The following is a 17,300-nucleotide window of genomic DNA, read 5'->3' on the forward strand; positions in this document are numbered from 1 at the left end:
CAATCCTTAACGCAGACGGGATGCACTTTCGGTTGCTGCCTGCATACCGGCTTCAGGAGTCACTTTGCCTTGCAACACCTGTTGGACATTCTGTTGCAACCCATTGGACAGGCGAGAATAATCGGGAGTGATCGGACGCGACAGCATCACGTTAAGCGCGATTTTCGCGGCGGCGATCAACTCTTCCTGATCTTTCTGTACGGCAGGATCGTCATACGATGATTTCCAGATCGGCAGGCTCAGTTTCGAGTACTTATCCTGCACCGGTTGCGACGTCATGTAGCTGATATATTCCCAGGCCTGATCCGGATGGGCGCTGGCCTTGGCGATCCCCAATCCCATAGAACCGTTTACCCCGGAAGCGTCACCAGCAACGGAACCGGGCGCCGGAACAATACCCACATCCGCAGACACTTTGCTCTGTTTCGGGTCTTTCGCCATGTTGTACATATACGTCCAGTTCAGGGCGAAAGCGGCATCGCCATTGGAGAAGGATTTGCGTACATCTTCTTCCAGATATTCGCGGGAGTTCGGGTTGGTCAGCCCTTTATCCAGCGTATCTTTCATATAGCTGACGGCTTTCAATGCACCCGGATTGGAGAAATTGAGTTTCCCATCCTGATAAAATTGGCCTTTAAAGGCGGAAACCAGGGTGGTGTAGTCGCAAATCAGCGCTTCAGACTGTGACCAACTCCAGACCAGGGGATATTTCACAATGCCTTTTTGCTTGATGATTTCAGCCTGTTGCTCCACTTCCTGCCAGGTTTTTGGCGGGTTGGCGATACCGGCTTTAGTCAGCATGGCTTTGTTGTAATAGAGGTATTTGGTATCGAGGATCCATGGCATTCCCCACACCTTGTCTTGGTAGGTGACCGTGGTCATGGCACCGTCGAATATTTTGCTGGCGTCCTCTTTGCTGACCTTGGACGTCACATCCTGCAGCAGACCAAATTTGGTGAATTCGGCAGGCCAGATAACATCAAACAGCACCACGTCATAGCCATTGCTGCCTGCGCCACGCGCCGCAACAATTTTGTCATGCAGCGCCTCATACGGAACAAATTCCAGATTCACCTTTACGTCGGGATGTAGCTTGCTGAAGTCTGCCGTCATGGCGCGAATGTCATTTTCGCTATAGGCCGCCTGCGACATGAACAGGGCATTGATTTGCGTCTCAGCCAATGCGTGGGCTGACATCGCCAGCGTCAGAGCCGACAGGGCGCAGAAGGTGAGGGTAGGTGTCACTCGCTTATTCATCATTACTCTCCGATGGGATGTGGGTCATGACTTCTTAATTAAATCAATTTGATTGCCTTAATGGGGGTTAAAAATTATGCAGACCCTGTCTGCTTATCGTTACTTATTGATATTTATTGTTAAATAATATTAGTATGATGCCGTTCCCGGATGGAACAGGTGAGCCGTCAATGGCTCGGTTGCTGAAATGTTAACTGATTACAGCTCTCTTGTAACATGCCCTTAACAGTGAAAGCTGTGAAGTGGCGTGCAATTCCTGAAAGCTTTAATCACTTAACATTCGTGCTGCAAATCGTTACGGGTTAACAAAATCAATTTGATTGCTATAACGCATCAAACCATACTGCGTTCACGTTACCTCCTCTCGAGATGGATCTTATGGCAACTTCCGGTACTAATCTGGAGCATGCGCGGGCACATAACCGGCGCGTTGTTATTGAAGCCATTCGTCTGAATGGCGAACTGACCCGGGCTGAACTGGCGCGTCTAACCTCACTTACCCCACAGACCGTGTCTAACATCGCAACCGAGCTTGAGCAGGCTGGAATTGTTTCCTCCCACCTGCCGCGCCGGATTGGTGGCAGGGGACAACCTGCTACGCCCCTGACTCTCAATCCTGATAGTGCCTATTCAATCGGTATACATCTCGACCATCAGTCATTGCTGATCGTTCTGGTCGATCTGAGCGGCAATGTCAGATTCCGGCGTTTTATTGCGGTGCAAAAGCCACAACCGGAACCCACGCTGGCGCTGATAGAACAGGTTTTGCAAGAAATGCGCCAACAGGTAAAAATCGACTGGCGCAAGATGCTGGGCATCGGCGTGGTGATGCCTGGGCCTTTTGGCGTGGAAGGGATCTCCTCTGCGGGACCCACGACCCTGAACGGATGGGACAATGTCGATGTTGCAGAACGAATTTCTGCCATTAGCGGACTGCCTGCGACCTTGGAAAATGATGCCACTGTTGCGGCCATTGGTGAGCGTTTTCACGGTATCGCCAAGCAGATAAATTCTTTTATCTACCTTTATATCGGCACGGGATTGGGGGCAGGGATATTCACCGATGGACGTATTTACACCGGGCATGCGCACAATGCTGGTGAAGTCGGCCACATGGTGGTGCAACCGGGCGGCAGGGCGTGCTATTGCGGCAATGAGGGCTGCCTTGAGCGCTATCTCTCGCTGCAGGCGGCATATGAGGCGTGCGGGCTGGATCCGATGACGGCTTTACCGCAGGATCTGCTTAACGTGGATGTCGCGCTGTTCGACCACTGGCTGGATTCTGCACTGCCTGCCGCGCTGCAGGCGATCAACATCATCGAATGCCTGTTTGATGCTGAAGCCGTGATCATTGGCGGGCTGATGCCCGGTGAACTGGTTGAGAAACTGGTAAAACGCCTGCACCCATTGCATAAATCGGTGCGCAGCAAATACCTGGATGGCCTGCGGGTTCGCGTGGGGATGACCGGCACGGATACTGCCGCGCTGGGCGCGGCAGCATTGCCCATTTTTGATGAATTTAATCCGCAGTACGAAGTCCTGCTGAAATAATCGCCTCTTTTCATGATTCCTCTGGGCGCCCTATAAAAGTGCGCCCGCATAAAATCCGCCTGATAAGCAAACTCGGTTGCCCCTGAATACGCTACACTGTTGCGGCGCGCGCTTTTACTCTTGGTACGACCCAGCGCCCCTCAGCGTTCATTCCTTGTTTCCATTCACCCAAAGGGGTGGTTCTTTGACCAAAATTTTCTGGCTCCAAAATAGTTTTACTTAATTGCATTCTTGGGGAAAGACCTGATGCATTCAAATACGAACTGACTACTCCGGGACCAGTTGCCGCTATGGTTAACGCGTGTCTTATTGATGGAACACTTCGTTTTCCCTCCCACATTAAATCGGATAGTGAAAAATCAGGAAAACGTGCCAATGCCCGGGTAATTTCACCTTTACCTCGGGTTCTGGCAAAACCCATGTCGAAAACTTGATTATCGTAAGGGCTTATCGCGTATCGCAACATTTTCTTTATGTCTGGCCCATTTTTTTCACTCGCTATAACAGCGTTGGATATTCTCACTCTTCCATCAACGACTTCTTGATGAATCAATAATGTAGATGGACCCGTGGTGCTTTGTCGTTGTGGATTCAGTCCTCCTAATGACTTTCGAGTAGCAACATCAACATCCATATAAATTCCGCCATGCCTTTCTAAAATAGCCAAGCGAAGAATATCAGAGGCGGCCGCATAGTTTTTATAGGTGGTATCTGCCAACTATCTGCCAATGGCCGCATCAATGTGAGGACCGAAGTTTTCAATGGTATTCACATTTATTCTCTTTAGAAATGCCTGGCTATACCCTCGGTTAATGAGATCGCTGATCAATTTGTCGGATCTATCAACCCATAGATTAACGGTGAATTCACTGTTTTTAGCTTTGAAGTCAATAATATTACTCATTGCATCTGCGGGTATTGAATTATTACCCAACCAAATGTAATGAGCTGTTTTGGCTATTTCTCCAAACATATCGATGTAGTTAATGGGATTATTCCTTACCATCCGATATAAATTCAATCCATCCACTGTCCCCGCTGGGTCAGCGCTTAACCAACGGCCAATCCACGGCTGGTAATAGCGGTAGCCGTAGTAATACAGCCCGGTGGCATCGCGCTCTTTGCCGGAATAACGGCGTGTTTTGTAATCGGCCTCAATACTGCTGCGTGCCGCCCACAGTGCGGTACCGCCATACGGGTAATACTCCTCCTGACTGATGACTTGCCCCGTTGAATCCAGCTCCAACTGGCAACTGCCAATCTGGTCACCGTAGCTGTAGCGTAATACGTCACCGGTTATACCGTCTGGTTCGCCGCTCTCCCAATGCAGCACCCGCACCTGCGCCCGACCGGCTTCACCGACCTTCACCACCTGCAAAACCTCGGTATCTGTCGTGCCGTTGTTGGTGGTACGCAACTCCAGACCGGGCAGGTAAATCACCGTTTGGGTCTGGGTGGTGCCGCCAGTGAGTTGGGTGGTCTGTTTGACGATGCGCATATTGCCGCCGTCATACAGATAGATTTCCCTGTCGTCGTCGTCGCCTCCGCGAACGACCGGCGTCACCTGCTGCAATTCGTTGCGCAGCGTCCAGGCCAGTGCCGGGCTGCCAGATTGCAAGGCATTCTGGTTGCCGTTGGCGTCAAACTGGCTTTCCACGTCGCTCGCCGTCAGCCCGGAAACTGCCAGCACGGCGTGGTTGCTGGTGTCAGAGACGGTGATAGCTGTCGTGTACTGGCTGGCGCCGTTATGGCTGATTTGCGTTAGATTACCGCCGCAGTCATAAGTGTATGAACGGGTATAGTTGACGTACTGGGTACTGTCGGTGGGGATCGGGGTAATCAGGTCAGGCAGGCCGGGGCTTTGGTTGGTATTGGTGGAGGATTCACGCCCGCTGGCGCTGATGAGTTGGTAGAGTGCGTCATAGGCGTAAGTGCTCTCTGGCGTCACTTTCTGGTTGCGGTAAAAGCGCGTGGCTTCGGAGTCGTTGCTGACGGTGAGAATATTGCCCACCGGGTCATAGCCGTAGTTCAGGGACTGAAGCGTCGCCGCCGTCACACCGCTGCTTTCGGGACGGGTGGTGGTGATACCGAGCAGGCGCTGGGTTTGCGGTTCATAGCGATAGTCGGTTATCACGCCGTTGCCGCCGATTTCCTGCAACTTCTGCCCGGCGGCAGAATAGCTGAGTGAGGTGATAATCGGCTGTTCGGTCTGGCCGTCGAGCGTCAGCCAGCTTGCCGCCAACTGCCCATCAACCGAATACGACAGACGCTGGATATTGCCTTTGGCGTCGGTCTGGCCCAGCATGTTACCCGTCGCATCCCACCGCCATGCGGTGACGTAAGCCGTAGCGCCGAGCAGTGCCGTCCAATCCTCCGGGGCCTCTCCCGCCCAGTCGGCGGCTGACGTGACATCGGCGAGCAACGTGCGCTGCAGCTCAAGCGGGTGGCCGGTGATGGTCATACTTTGGCGCGCATTCAGCCCGGCGGTGTCGTAATGTCCGGTGCACTGGCCGCACAGGTTCAGTGCCTGACTGTCGGCGCTGGCATCGGCATAGATAAAGCGTTCGCTGACCCGCTCATCGAGGGAATCAGGCTGTTCATAAAGCGCCAGCGGGCGGCCAAGGGTGGTTTCATACTCCCACCGGCGGACAGTGTTGCGTCCATCGGTCTGCCAGGCGTGACGCCTTTCAGCATCAAGCAGCGTCACGCTGAAACCGGCATCGACGCTGTCGCTGCGCAAGATCTGGTCGATAAGCGAGTATTTATTCTGAAGATTGGGAACGGCGGCGTTTGCCGCAAAGAGCCGGGCATCGATGGCGCTTTCTGCACGACCGAGAGAGTCATATACCATGCGGGCGAGGCGTTGCTCGGGAGTTGCTGATGCCGTGATTGAACGGGAAACTGCCGCGGCAGGCGTAACATTGTATTGCAGTATTCTGACGCCCAGCCCGCGATTATCCTGAACAGAAATCATCGGGGTTTGGGTAAAGGGGGACAGCGTTGAAGTTAATGACATGGGTAAGGCCCTCAGTAAAAAGAGACGATCTCTTTGACCGAGTGTATCGGTAGGGCATTGTTAGAGGGGCTGGCAAAAACAGGAAGTGCAGAGGCAGGAAATGCGTTCAAGAGAGAAGGAAATGCGGGGCAACGTCTGTTGCCCCGGAAAACTTAGAGATAACGGTTTTCGAGATGCTGGCGGAAATAACGTGGATTCAATGTTTCGCCCGTGGCGTTGGTAATCAATGCATCGGTCGTGAAGCGGCTGCCATGCTGCCAGATATTCTGCTGTAACCATTGGAACAGCGCGGTCAGATCGCCCCGCGAGATCTCATCCTGTAACGAGGGAATGGCGTTATTGGCGTACTGGAACAACTGCGCGGCATACATCGCCCCCAGCGTGTAGGTAGGGAAATAACCGAATGCGCCGTCTGTCCAATGAATATCTTGCATGCACCCATCACGATAATTACCTGTGGTATCAATACCGAGGTAGCTCTGCATCTTGTCGTTCCACAATGCAGGAATGTCATCGACCTCAATATCACCCTCAATCAACGCCTGCTCAATCTCGTAACGCAACATAACGTGCGCCGGATAGCTGACTTCATCGGCATCCACACGGATCAAACCCGGCCTGACCCGCTGATGCAAACGGATGAAATTATTTTCACTCAGTGCGGGCTGATCGCCAAATTGTGCCACGACCAGCGGGCGGAGGATCTTCAGGAAGGTTTCACTGCGTGCCAGTTGCATTTCAAACAGCAGACTCTGGGATTCATGAATCGCGGTAGAGCGGGCAAGGGCGACCGGCTGACCCAACCATTCGCGCGGCAGATTCTGCTCATAACGGGCGTGCCCCGTTTCATGAACAATGCCCATCAGCGCCGTAGTGAACTCTTTTTCATTGTAGCGCGTGGTAATGCGCACATCTTGCGGAACACCGCCGCAGAACGGATGCACGCTGACATCCACCCGGCCACCGTCAAAATTGAAACCGAGCAGGTGCATAACGCTCAGGCTCAGTTTGCGTTGGGCCTCAAGATCGAACGGCCCCTGAGGCAACTGGCATGGCTCACTTTTCTGTTTTTCCACCACCTGCTGCAATAGATTGGGCAGCCACTGTTTGAGATCGCCGAAGATAGCGTCAAGGGCGGCGGTATTCATGCCCGGTTCGAAGAGATTCAGCAATGCATCATAGCGACTGGTGCCGGCGGCTTCAGCGCGGATCTGCGCTTCCTGTCGACTGAGCTTGACCACGTCGCGCAGGTTTTCAGCAAATCCTTGCCAATCATTGGCCTTGCGCTGGATTCGCCAGGCGTGTTCACAGCGTGCGCCAGCCAGGGATTTGGCTTCGACCAGACTCTCCGGCACTAAAACGGCGTTGTCATAGGCGCGCTGCATTTCGCGCAGATTGGCCAGTTCCAGATCGTTGAGCCGATCCTGTCGTGCCTGTTCCAGCCATTGCCCAACCTGGGTTGCGGTCAGAATCTGATGTTGCAGCACGCTGAGTTCAGCCAGCGCTTCGGAACGCGCCTGCCCGCCCTGTGGTGGCATCATGGTTTGCATATCCCAGCCAGCGATAGCCGAGAGATGCCCGAAACGGGAAAGCCGTGTAAATGTCGTGCGCAGGTTTTGGTAAGCAGTGGTCATGTTGCACTCCATGTTGTCAATGCGTCATCAGTCGGGGGAATCTGCCCGTTGATGGCGATAAAATCAGGCTTTTTCTGCCGAGTGGCTGAAGGCAGGTTTGATGGGCCAGCAGAAGCGAAAACATGCGCCGCCCAACGGGCTGGTATCGACGTAAACCCGCCCCTGATAGGCTTGGGCGATAGAATAGACAATGGCGAGTCCCAGACCGCACCCGCCCGTTGCGCGATCGCGGCTCGGATCCAGCCGCACGAAGGGTTCAAAAACCCGCAATCGCTCTTCGGGCGGGATCCCCGGCCCGTCGTCTTCGACCTGCAAACAGGCCTCAAGCCCGTCCAGCCACAAGCCAATCCGCAGGCGTTTGTCGGCGTAGCGCAGGGCATTGTTGACCAGATTGTCGAGCACGCGTTCCATCAAACGCAGATCGATTCCGCCGTAGTCACCCTGATGCGGCATGTCCAGCAGCAGTTCCCGTTCAGGATTGATCAATCGCATGTCTTCAACTTTGTCTTCCAACCACGCCGGAAAATCGATCGGATCGCGTTTCAGCGTCACCTGCGGACGATCGAGACGCGCATAGGTCAACAATTCATCGATTAACGCCTCAAGTTGACCGATATCGCGGTTAAGTGCCTGATGCTCGGATTCTGGCAAATTTTCACTCATCGCCAGGCGATAACGCAGGCGAACCAGCGGCGTACGCAGCTCATGGGCGATACCGTCAATCAGCTGTTTTTTACTGGCGATCAGCGTGCTGATGTTGTCGGCCATCTGATTGAACGCGACACCGAGGCGATTGAGACTGGAGGTGGTTTCGAAATTCGTGCGCTCATCCAGATGGCCGGCGCCTAACCGTTGCGCGGCATTTTCCAATTTCAGCAGATCCTGCCAGTGCGGGCGCATCCACAAAAAAACGGGCAGGGCGAGCGACAAACCAATGAACAGCAAGAGCGCCAGATCGAGCAGGCGCATTTCGTGCAAATAGAAAAGATAAGGGATCGGCCCCACGGCCAGAACGTAATGGCTGCGAGGAATGCGCTGCAAGAAGGTATATTCGTCATCCAGCGCCACGATTTCGCCCATCCGCAGGCGTCGATCCAGTTCATCGCTCAGTTGGCGTTTACCGATGGGCTCAATATGCAATTTGAAGGACAAATTGAGATCCAGCGTATTAATGGTTTTATTCCAGTCGCGGATGGGGATTTCGCGCAATTCACTGCGCATTAGATACAGCGAACTTTTCATCAGGTCATCCATTGACTGTCGGCCAGCACGTTCAGCCGTGACTTTATAGACCAGCCCGACCAGCATCGCCATGACCAGAAAACAGACAAACAGCAGGAGGAAGAACTGAATGAAAAGTTTCTTCATTGCTGCACGGACTCCCAGGCATTGGGGGCAAACAGGTAACCTTTATTGCGCACGGTTTTGATGCGAAAAGGTTCCAGTGCATTGTCGTAGAGTTTGCGGCGCAGGCGGGAAATCGCCACGTCGATACTGCGATCCAGCCCGTCATAACTGACGCCGCGTAAATTCAACAGCAGCGCCTCGCGATCCATGATCAGACCCGCATGGGTCGCCAACTCCCAGATCAGATCGAAATCCGACGTCGACAGCACGATATCCTCGTCGCCGAGCGTAACCTGACGGTTGACCGGATCAATGCACAGCAGACCGAAATGCAGCGCATTGCGCGGTAATAGCGACGACATGTTTTCATCCCAACCCGGTTGTTGATTGTGTTGACGCAGATGCAGGCGTAAACGCGCCAATAGCACGGCGGGCGGGGTGGTTTTCAGAATATAGTCATTGGCGCCCATCTCCAGCGACAGGATGTGGTTCATGTCGCTGTCGAGTGAGGTCAACAGTACGATGGGGCCGCTGAAGCCGGGGCGCAGGTCTCGGCAGAGCGTCATGCCATCCTTGCCCGGTAACATGATGTCCAGCAAGACCAGATCGGGCTTTTCCTGCTCGATAAAGCGTTGCGCGGTATCACCGCGGGGCTCAACCAGCACTTCGATATCATGTTTGCCAAGATAGGCGGCAATGAGCTTACCGACTTCCGGATCGTCTTCTACAAATACAATTTTATTCATTAGCCTTTTAATTCATTCGCTAAATAGTTGTGAGAAAAACGATAGTCAGCATAGCGCGAGAGTTGAACTAACGCCATGGAACCGTAAACGGGTCAGCGCAGCGGTCTGCCGCCGTCAACGCCATGGGTGCGACCAGTCACATAACGGCTACGCATGAGATAATGAACCAGTTCGACTATCTCATCCTCACCCGGTTCGACCTTCATCAGGGACTTGTCCAACGCCTGTTTGCGGTACAGCGCGTCGTCAGCCGGATTAAACAGAATGAGGGCGGGCGCGATGGCATTCACTTTTACGTCCGGTGCCATTTTTTTGGCAAAAGAGCGGGTCATATTATCGAGCGCCGCTTTACTTGCCGCGTAGGCAATATGCCGGGCACTGCCTTTCTCTACGACAAAATCGGTCAGGTGGATAACGTCTGCCCCGGCGTTACCCTGTCCACGCAGCGTGTTTTCCAGCAGTTGATTGAGCAGATAAGGGGTGTAAACGTGAATTTGCAGCATGGTTGCCATCGTTTGTTCAGGCGGTGTGCCAGGCGATTCCGCCAGCCAGGCACTGGCATTATGCACAATGGCGCGTAACTTGGCGTGACGCTGTTGAACGGTGGCTGCAAACTGGTAAATACCCTGATTGCTGGAAAAATCCGCCTGAATACATTCCGCACCCAAATCAATCAGCTCTGTCAACGCCGGATATTCGCTGCGGTAGGCAACGATGACGGGCTGGTTTTTTTGCAGCAGCGATTTCGCCAATGCCAGCCCAATACGTCTGGCGCCACCGGTAATCAGCACGGGCGCAAAGTGGGTGTTACTCATGTTTAAAGCTCCTGAACTGACTGGCACTCAATGGGTAAATTATGCCATTATAGGCAATAAAATTCGCTGTAACTGATTTTCATTATACATTTCATCATGCTGGCACTGATCAGGAGAGGAATAGGGGATGAACGACGATCGCCTTGCACCCATCGCACGCAGTGAGAGAGCCAGTTTCGATTACATGGAATTTCTGTCTGCATCGTGCAAGAAGCACTGGCGCTTTGTTGATGCGATTTACGGCGTAATGCCTATTTTTGGTATGGTTTTGAAGTCCCGCCAGCCCCATGCGAGAACCCGCCAAGAGCAGTTGCGGGAATTGGCGTTGCAAGTGGTCTCGACTCAGGTCAGTGATGAAACCAATATCGTGCGGCTGATCACCCTCGCCGGGCAGCAGGGACTGAGTGAAGTATACATTCAACTGCCTTATGCATTGACGCTTGAGCAGTTGCAAAGTATCCGCAAGGAATTCAAGAGCGATCTGCAGTTGACCCAGCAGGGGGAACGTTTGGAAGTGGTGTTTTCCAACTCCCCTCATTGAGAGCCTGTTAAATTGACTATTTGCCAGGCTCTTGGCTTCTCTCTCATCCCATCAGCAACCAGGTCGCTGGCGCGGTGGCGAGCAGGATCAAACAGATAGCGCCTTTCTCCAGTCGGTTCAGTAATTTCCTTTCCGTATTGCCATAACGTGCATAAATAAACACCAGCAAACCCGGGGCATACAGCAGAACGGACATCAATAAATTGATTAGTCCTGATGCATACAAGAGCCATAAACCATAGCTACAGGCTCCGGTAGCGGCCAGAATCAATCTTTTATCCTGCCGCTGCCGTGCGATCTTAAACAGGAATGCGCCAACCAAAAAGTAGGGCACCAAAATCATTTCTGACGCAATAGTCAGTAAGTTATTGTAATTGCTGCCGGTCAGCCAGATGGCGATCAGTGCCAATTGCACTGCGCCGTTGGTCAACCACAGGGACGCCGCGGGGGCGTCATTTTTGTTCTGGCCGCGAAAAATCCGTGGAAATGCACCATGTTCTGCCGCCATAAGCGGAACTTCTGCCGCCATGATCGTCCAACTGAGATACGCGCCGCAGACCGATATGATCAATCCGGCAGCGATAATGATTTCACCCACCGGCCCCATCATACCGACCATAATCCCGGCCATTGACGGATTGCGCATCTCTGCCAGTTCAGGCCGGGCCACCACCCCCAGCGACAGCAGCGTAATCATCAGATACACCGCCAGCGCAGATAACACCGCCATCATGGTGGCACGACCCACATCTTTTTTGTTTTTCGCCCGGGCTGAGACGACCACTGCGCCTTCCACGCCAATGAATACCCACAGCGTAAACAGCATGGTGTCCTTGACCTGTTGCCAGACCGGTTCGCCCAGCGCAACACCGGTAAAGTCCAACTTGAATGTGTCGAACTGAAAGGCCATTACCGCCAGGATAATGAAGAGACCCAAAGGCAGTAATTTTGCCAATGTTGCGGCCATATTGATGCCAGCGGCGGTCTGTACACCGCGCAGCACCAGGATATGAACAATCCACAACAGCAGGGATTCCCCGATCAGCGCTTGCCAGGTATTGCCATCGCCGAAAATAACCTGCCCATGATTGTCGGTAAAAAAACTCAGGGCGGCAAAGACGATCACCAGATAAGAGACATTGGCAATCACCGCGCACAGCCAGTATCCCCAGGCGGAGCAGAAACCAATCAGTTCGCCGAATCCTTCCTTGGCATACGTGAATATTCCCCCGTCAAGGTCGGGCCGCAAACGGGTCAGCAACAGCATGGCCAGTGCCAGAAAAATAATGCCAACGCCAGTGATACCCCAACCGATGAGCAGCGCTGCCGGACTGGCCACCGCCGCCATATTCTGCGGCAGGCTGAAGACACCTGCGCCAAGCATGGAACTCAGTACCAGCGCCGTTAGCGCCGTCAGACCCAATTTCTTTTCCAATGAGGGATTCCCGGTGCAGAATAAATAGCTGGTCGTTACGTGCAGGCCAGCACAATGGTGACTCCTCTCAGTGAGTGACTGGAGGTTTCATCTAAAAAAGTGGCGCAAATTCTACGGAGTGAATCGGCTTGATGCAATGATTGACTATGCATTCAAGTCAAAAAAGCAGGCATTCAAGTCAAAAAAGCAGGCATCTTCCAGGGCAGGAGGACAGAAACAAACAAGGCAGCCATAAGGCTGCCTTGTGGGGGATTCGCGAACAGTCTTACTTGAACAGATCCGCATCGACGGTCAGGTTGCCGCCGCTCTTGTTTTGCCATTGACGGGTAACGTGATAGTACTTGGCACCTTTCGCTGCCGCACGTTTTGCCACTTCTTCAGACACATCGGTCATGCTGTTGAAGTGCCCGGTAAAGCTTACAGAATCGAACGGTACCATCTGCGCCGCCGTCACCTTGTTCACTTCCTGAATTTTGGTGCCATCTGGCAACGTTACGGTGTAACGTTTCCCGGTAGACGACTGGGTTTCAAAGTAACGGCCAACGCTGGTCGTGGGGGCGCTGGAAGACGCGACGCCAGGAATTTCCACTTTAGCGGCAGCGGCACCACCGGCAGCGAGTGCGGCTTTACCGGCTTCAGAATCAGCAGGGATCGCATCCGGACTCTGTACCTGGCGTTTAGGTGCATCGGCTTTATAGATAAAAGCGGTGATGTACTGGTTGCCGCCGCTATTGGCATCAATCTGGCGCACGATGAAGAAAGAGGCCGCGCCTTTTTCTTTCGCGGCTTTTGCCACAGCTTCGTTAATGTCTGGCTGGCTACGGAAGAAACCGCTGACGCTCACTGTGTCATAAGGTTCCAGCAGGTTCGCTTCGTCTTTTGGCAATTCATTGATGCCATTGAAGGTGCGATAGGTGGTGGTTTTTTCAACTGCCGGGGCATCGTTATGATAGATATCTGCGGTAACCCGCCAGTTGCCACCGTTGTTACTGCTGTTCAAATCCTGGATATAGAAAGCATCTGCACCCAGTTGGTCGGCCTTGCGGGAAACAGCGGCGGCGGCTTCATTGATAGCATTGAAACGGCCACTTACAGTAATGCGATCAAAGGGTTTAATCGCCGCTGCTTTCTCGGGAGTCAGTTCTTGCGCAGCCTGGGCAGCAGACAGCGCAGTGATGGAAAACAGGGCTGATGCGATGATCGTTTTCTTCAGCTTCATAAAAAATCCTTTCGGCTTGCGCATTAACGTTTGTAACGTGCTGAATTATTGATGTGTAACAGAATAGCCGACAATTATTACATGTAATAATGCCGAGTGTCTCAGCAATTTATGTCACCAGGTACGACAGAGTGATTATGTTGGGTTTGATCGATAAAGGCACGTTATATACATAAGTTTATCGAATTAACCCTATCGTGACATTAATGTTAATAATTTACAATTTGATAACGTATGTGTGCGTCAAACCTGAAGTTTGTGAAGCAGGCATTATTAACATTGATACAGGGATGTTAAAAATAGTAAGCGGTAAGGGTGCTTTTTAACGCCAGATAGCGGGTTATTTTACTCACAGCGCAGTTTTCGCCAAAAAAGGGTCATCTTCCTGTAACCAAGTATGGATCATCGATCACATTTTCAGTAGGTTATAGACGAGCGAATGGCGAGGATTATGCACTTCGATGCATAACAACGCAGTAAAAGTGGGTAGGGTGACAACTAACATCATCAAAGACAGGTGAAAGGGATTATTATGCGTATTGGTGTACCAAGAGAACGGTTGACCAATGAAGCCCGGGTGGCAGCAACACCAAAAACGGTGGAACAGCTGTTGAAATTGGGTTTCACCGTTGCCATTGAACAAGGCGCGGGCAGGTTGGCAAGTTTTGATGACTCGGCGTTTCAGGAGGCAGGTGCCTCAATTACCGACGGTGCCGATGTCTGGCAGTCCGATATTATCCTCAAGGTGAATGCGCCGGATGACGACGAAATTTCGTTGATGCGTCCGGGTTCCACGGTGGTCAGTTTTATCTGGCCTGCGCAGAATCCAGAACTGATTCAGAAACTGGCTGACCATCAGGTTACCGCGCTGGCGATGGATTCGGTTCCCCGTATCTCCCGTGCGCAATCCATGGATGCCCTGAGCTCTATGGCGAACATCGCCGGTTACCGTGCAATCGTGGAAGCGGCGCATGAATTTGGGCGCTTTTTCACCGGTCAGATCACCGCAGCTGGTAAGGTTCCGCCAGCGAAAGTGATGATTATTGGCGCGGGTGTGGCGGGTCTGGCTGCGATTGGCGCGGCGGGCAGTATGGGGGCGATAGTTCGCGCGTTCGATACCCGCCCTGAAGTCAAAGAACAAGTACAGAGTATGGGCGCTGAATTCCTCGAATTGGATTTTGAAGAGGAAGCGGGCAGTGGCGATGGCTATGCCAAAGTCATGTCTGAGGCGTTCATCAAAGCTGAAATGGCGCTGTTTGCCGCGCAGGCCCAGGAAGTCGATATCATTGTGACCACCGCGTTGATCCCAGGCCGCCCTGCGCCGAAGCTGATCACCCGCGAAATGGTCGAATCCATGAAACCGGGTAGCGTGATTGTCGATCTGGCCGCGCAAACCGGCGGTAACTGTGAACTGACCGTGGCCGATCAGATCACCGTGACCGACAATGGTGTGCGCATCATCGGTTATACCGATTTGCCAAGCCGCCTGCCGACCCAATCTTCACAGCTCTATGGCACCAATCTGGTGAACCTGATGAAGCTGCTGTGCAAAGAGAAAAACGGTGAAATCGATATCGACTTTGAAGATACGGTTATCCGCGGTGTCACGGTAGTGAAAAGTGGTGAAGTCACCTGGCCTGCGCCACCGATTCAGGTGTCTGCACAGCCAAAAGCCAAAGCCGCTGAACCGGTGGTGAAAGTTGAGGCCAAGCCGGCTTCGCCGATGAAGAAATACGCCATTATGGCGATCGCCATCGTGCTGTTTGGCTGGTTTGCCAATGTCGCCCCGAAAGAGTTCCTTTCTCACTTTACCGTGTTCGCGCTGTCATGCGTGGTGGGTTATTACGTCGTGTGGAACGTGAGTCATGCATTGCATACGCCATTGATGTCGGTGACCAATGCCATCTCGGGAATTATTGTTGTCGGTGCTCTATTGCAGATTGGGCATGGTGGATGGGTTAGCTTCCTGTCATTTATTGCCGTGTTGATCGCCAGCATCAATATTTTTGGTGGATTCACCGTCACTCAGCGCATGCTGAAAATGTTCCGGAAGAACTAAGGGGTAGCATATGTCTGGGGGATTAGTTACTGCAGCATATATTGTTGCCGCTATTCTGTTCATCTTCAGCCTGGCGGGCTTGTCAAAGCATGAGACGTCACGGCAGGGGAATATTTATGGTATGACCGGGATGGCGATTGCGTTACTCGCCACCATTCTCGGTCCTGACTCCAGCAACGTTGGCTGGATTATCGTTGCCATGGTGATCGGTGGTGCGATTGGTGTCTATCTGGCGCGTAAAGTCGAAATGACTGAAATGCCGGAACTGGTTGCCATCCTGCACAGCTTTGTTGGTCTGGCCGCGGTTCTGGTCGGGTTCAACAGCTATCTGGATCACGGTGCGGTGCCGATGGATTCCGTGTTGGAAAACATCCATCTGACCGAGGTCTTCCTCGGTGTCTTTATCGGTGCGGTAACCTTCACCGGTTCCGTGGTGGCATTCGGTAAACTGCGCGGCATCATTTCGTCCAAGCCTCTGGCCCTGCCACACCGCCATAAGATGAATCTGGCCGCATTGGTAGTGTCAGTCTTGCTGATGGTGCTGTTTGTCAGTACGGACAGCGTTGGCCTGCAAGTGTTCTGCCTGTTGATTATGACCGTGATTGCACTGGCGTTTGGCTGGCATCTGGTTGCTTCCATTGGTGGTGCAGACATGCCGGTCGTGGTCTCCATGCTCAACTCCTATTCTGGTTGGGCAGCGGCGGCGGCGGGTTTCATGCTGAGCAACGATCTGTTGATCGTGACCGGTGCGCTGGTCGGTTCTTCCGGTGCTATCCTGTCGTTCATTATGTGTAAAGCGATGAACCGCTCTTTCTTCAGCGTGATCGCCGGTGGTTTTGGTACCGACGGCTCCTCAACGGGCGATGCGGAAGAGATGGGCGAGTACCGTGAGGCCAGTGCCGAAGATGTGGCTGAACTGCTGAAAAACTCCAGCTCTGTCATTATCACCCCAGGCTACGGCATGGCGGTGGCGCAGGCGCAATATCCGGTACACGACATCACTGCCAAACTGCGTGCCAGAGGCATCAAGGTTCGTTTTGGTATTCACCCGGTTGCTGGACGTTTGCCAGGCCATATGAACGTGCTGTTGGCAGAAGCCAAGGTGCCATATGACATCGTGTTGGAAATGGATGAGATCAATGATGATTTCACCGACACGGATACGGTGCTGGTTATTGGTGCCAACGACACCGTGAACCCGGCCGCACAAGAAGATCCGCGTAGCCCGATTGCCGGGATGCCGGTACTGGAAGTCTGGAAAGCGCAAAACGTCATCGTCTTTAAACGTTCGATGAATACCGGTTATGCCGGCGTACAGAATCCGCTGTTCTTTAAAGAGAATACGCAGATGCTGTTCGGGGATGCGAAGGCCAGCGTTGAGAATATCTTGCGTGCGCTGTAATAAGCTGTAATAAGTAAAGGCTTAACGCTCATTTTCCCCCATGAAAGTGAGTCAGACAGAAATGCCGGTCGGTGCGAACTGACTGGCATTTTTTTGCCTGTAATGGCTCCCACGTTGAAAATAATTGATCGGTTGTAGTGGTTCGCTCACCAAACCGCAGACAATCGATATGCACTTGATATCCTCATTGGGTATGCTTGAAGAAGCAACCATCAATGCGAAAAGGATATCGGCAGAATGGATACTGCTGATGCGCACACGTTGAGTTTTAATAAAGA

At 52.8% G+C, this 17,300-nt stretch carries 13 protein-coding genes; 4 read left to right on the forward strand and 9 right to left on the reverse strand.

What is annotated here, in order from left to right:
• Positions 1–6: 6 nt before the first annotated feature.
• The gene (locus DRI82_RS17370) at positions 7–1,257 is read right to left on the reverse strand and encodes an extracellular solute-binding protein (RefSeq protein WP_114195173.1); all 1,251 of its coding nucleotides are present in this window, start codon (positions 1,255–1,257) and stop codon (positions 7–9) included.
• Positions 1,258–1,635: 378 nt separating this feature from the next.
• Between DRI82_RS17370 and DRI82_RS17375 the strand changes: the two genes are divergently transcribed.
• Positions 1,636–2,808: an ROK family transcriptional regulator gene (locus tag DRI82_RS17375; protein WP_114195174.1), complete on the forward strand. Its 1,173-nt coding sequence runs from the start codon at positions 1,636–1,638 to the stop codon at positions 2,806–2,808.
• Between the two features lie 91 nt (positions 2,809–2,899).
• Here DRI82_RS17375 and DRI82_RS17380 read toward each other — a convergent pair whose 3' ends face one another.
• From DRI82_RS17380 to folM, 6 genes are all read right to left on the reverse strand, one after another.
• On the reverse strand, positions 2,900–3,526 hold the full coding sequence (locus tag DRI82_RS17380; RefSeq protein WP_114195175.1) for a glycosyltransferase: 627 nt from the start codon (positions 3,524–3,526) through the stop codon (positions 2,900–2,902).
• The gene (locus DRI82_RS17385; RefSeq protein ID WP_114195176.1) at positions 3,527–5,824 is read right to left on the reverse strand and encodes an RHS repeat-associated core domain-containing protein; all 2,298 of its coding nucleotides are present in this window, start codon (positions 5,822–5,824) and stop codon (positions 3,527–3,529) included. It lies immediately after the preceding gene.
• Between the two features lie 152 nt (positions 5,825–5,976).
• The gene (locus tag DRI82_RS17390; protein ID WP_170138729.1) at positions 5,977–7,458 is read right to left on the reverse strand and encodes a carboxypeptidase M32; all 1,482 of its coding nucleotides are present in this window, start codon (positions 7,456–7,458) and stop codon (positions 5,977–5,979) included.
• 63 nt (positions 7,459–7,521) lie between these two features.
• A complete protein-coding gene (gene rstB / locus DRI82_RS17395) occupies positions 7,522–8,826 on the reverse strand; it encodes a two-component system sensor histidine kinase RstB (RefSeq protein ID WP_114195178.1) in 1,305 nt (434 codons plus the stop codon).
• Entirely contained in the window at positions 8,823–9,551 is a 729-nt protein-coding gene (gene rstA / locus DRI82_RS17400) for a two-component system response regulator RstA (protein WP_114195179.1), read from the reverse strand. The genes rstB and rstA overlap by 4 nt, the downstream gene beginning before the upstream one ends.
• A 92-nt stretch (positions 9,552–9,643) precedes the next feature.
• The gene (gene folM / locus DRI82_RS17405) at positions 9,644–10,366 is read right to left on the reverse strand and encodes a dihydromonapterin reductase (RefSeq protein ID WP_114195180.1); all 723 of its coding nucleotides are present in this window, start codon (positions 10,364–10,366) and stop codon (positions 9,644–9,646) included.
• 127 nt (positions 10,367–10,493) lie between these two features.
• On the opposite strand from folM, the gene DRI82_RS17410 reads away from it, so the two are divergent.
• Complete coding sequence (locus DRI82_RS17410; protein WP_114195181.1) at positions 10,494–10,907, forward strand: hypothetical protein; 414 nt, start codon at positions 10,494–10,496, stop codon at positions 10,905–10,907.
• Positions 10,908–10,950: 43 nt separating this feature from the next.
• Here DRI82_RS17410 and DRI82_RS17415 read toward each other — a convergent pair whose 3' ends face one another.
• Both DRI82_RS17415 and ydgH read right to left on the reverse strand, forming a co-directional pair.
• The gene (locus DRI82_RS17415) at positions 10,951–12,342 is read right to left on the reverse strand and encodes an amino acid permease (RefSeq protein WP_114195182.1); all 1,392 of its coding nucleotides are present in this window, start codon (positions 12,340–12,342) and stop codon (positions 10,951–10,953) included.
• A 265-nt stretch (positions 12,343–12,607) separates the two neighbouring features.
• Positions 12,608–13,561 (reverse strand): DUF1471 family protein YdgH, encoded by a 954-nt coding sequence (ydgH, locus tag DRI82_RS17420; RefSeq protein ID WP_114195183.1) that lies wholly within the window; start codon positions 13,559–13,561, stop codon positions 12,608–12,610.
• 532 nt (positions 13,562–14,093) lie between these two features.
• On the opposite strand from ydgH, the gene pntA reads away from it, so the two are divergent.
• Complete coding sequence (gene pntA, locus DRI82_RS17425; RefSeq protein ID WP_114195184.1) at positions 14,094–15,620, forward strand: Re/Si-specific NAD(P)(+) transhydrogenase subunit alpha; 1,527 nt, start codon at positions 14,094–14,096, stop codon at positions 15,618–15,620.
• 10 nt (positions 15,621–15,630) lie between these two features.
• Positions 15,631–17,022: a Re/Si-specific NAD(P)(+) transhydrogenase subunit beta gene (gene pntB / locus DRI82_RS17430; protein WP_114195185.1), complete on the forward strand. Its 1,392-nt coding sequence runs from the start codon at positions 15,631–15,633 to the stop codon at positions 17,020–17,022.
• Positions 17,023–17,300: the final 278 nt, after the last annotated feature.

Source organism: Edaphovirga cremea, from assembly GCF_003332275.1.
In the GTDB taxonomy this organism is placed as follows: Bacteria; Pseudomonadota; Gammaproteobacteria; order Enterobacterales; family Enterobacteriaceae; genus Edaphovirga; species Edaphovirga cremea.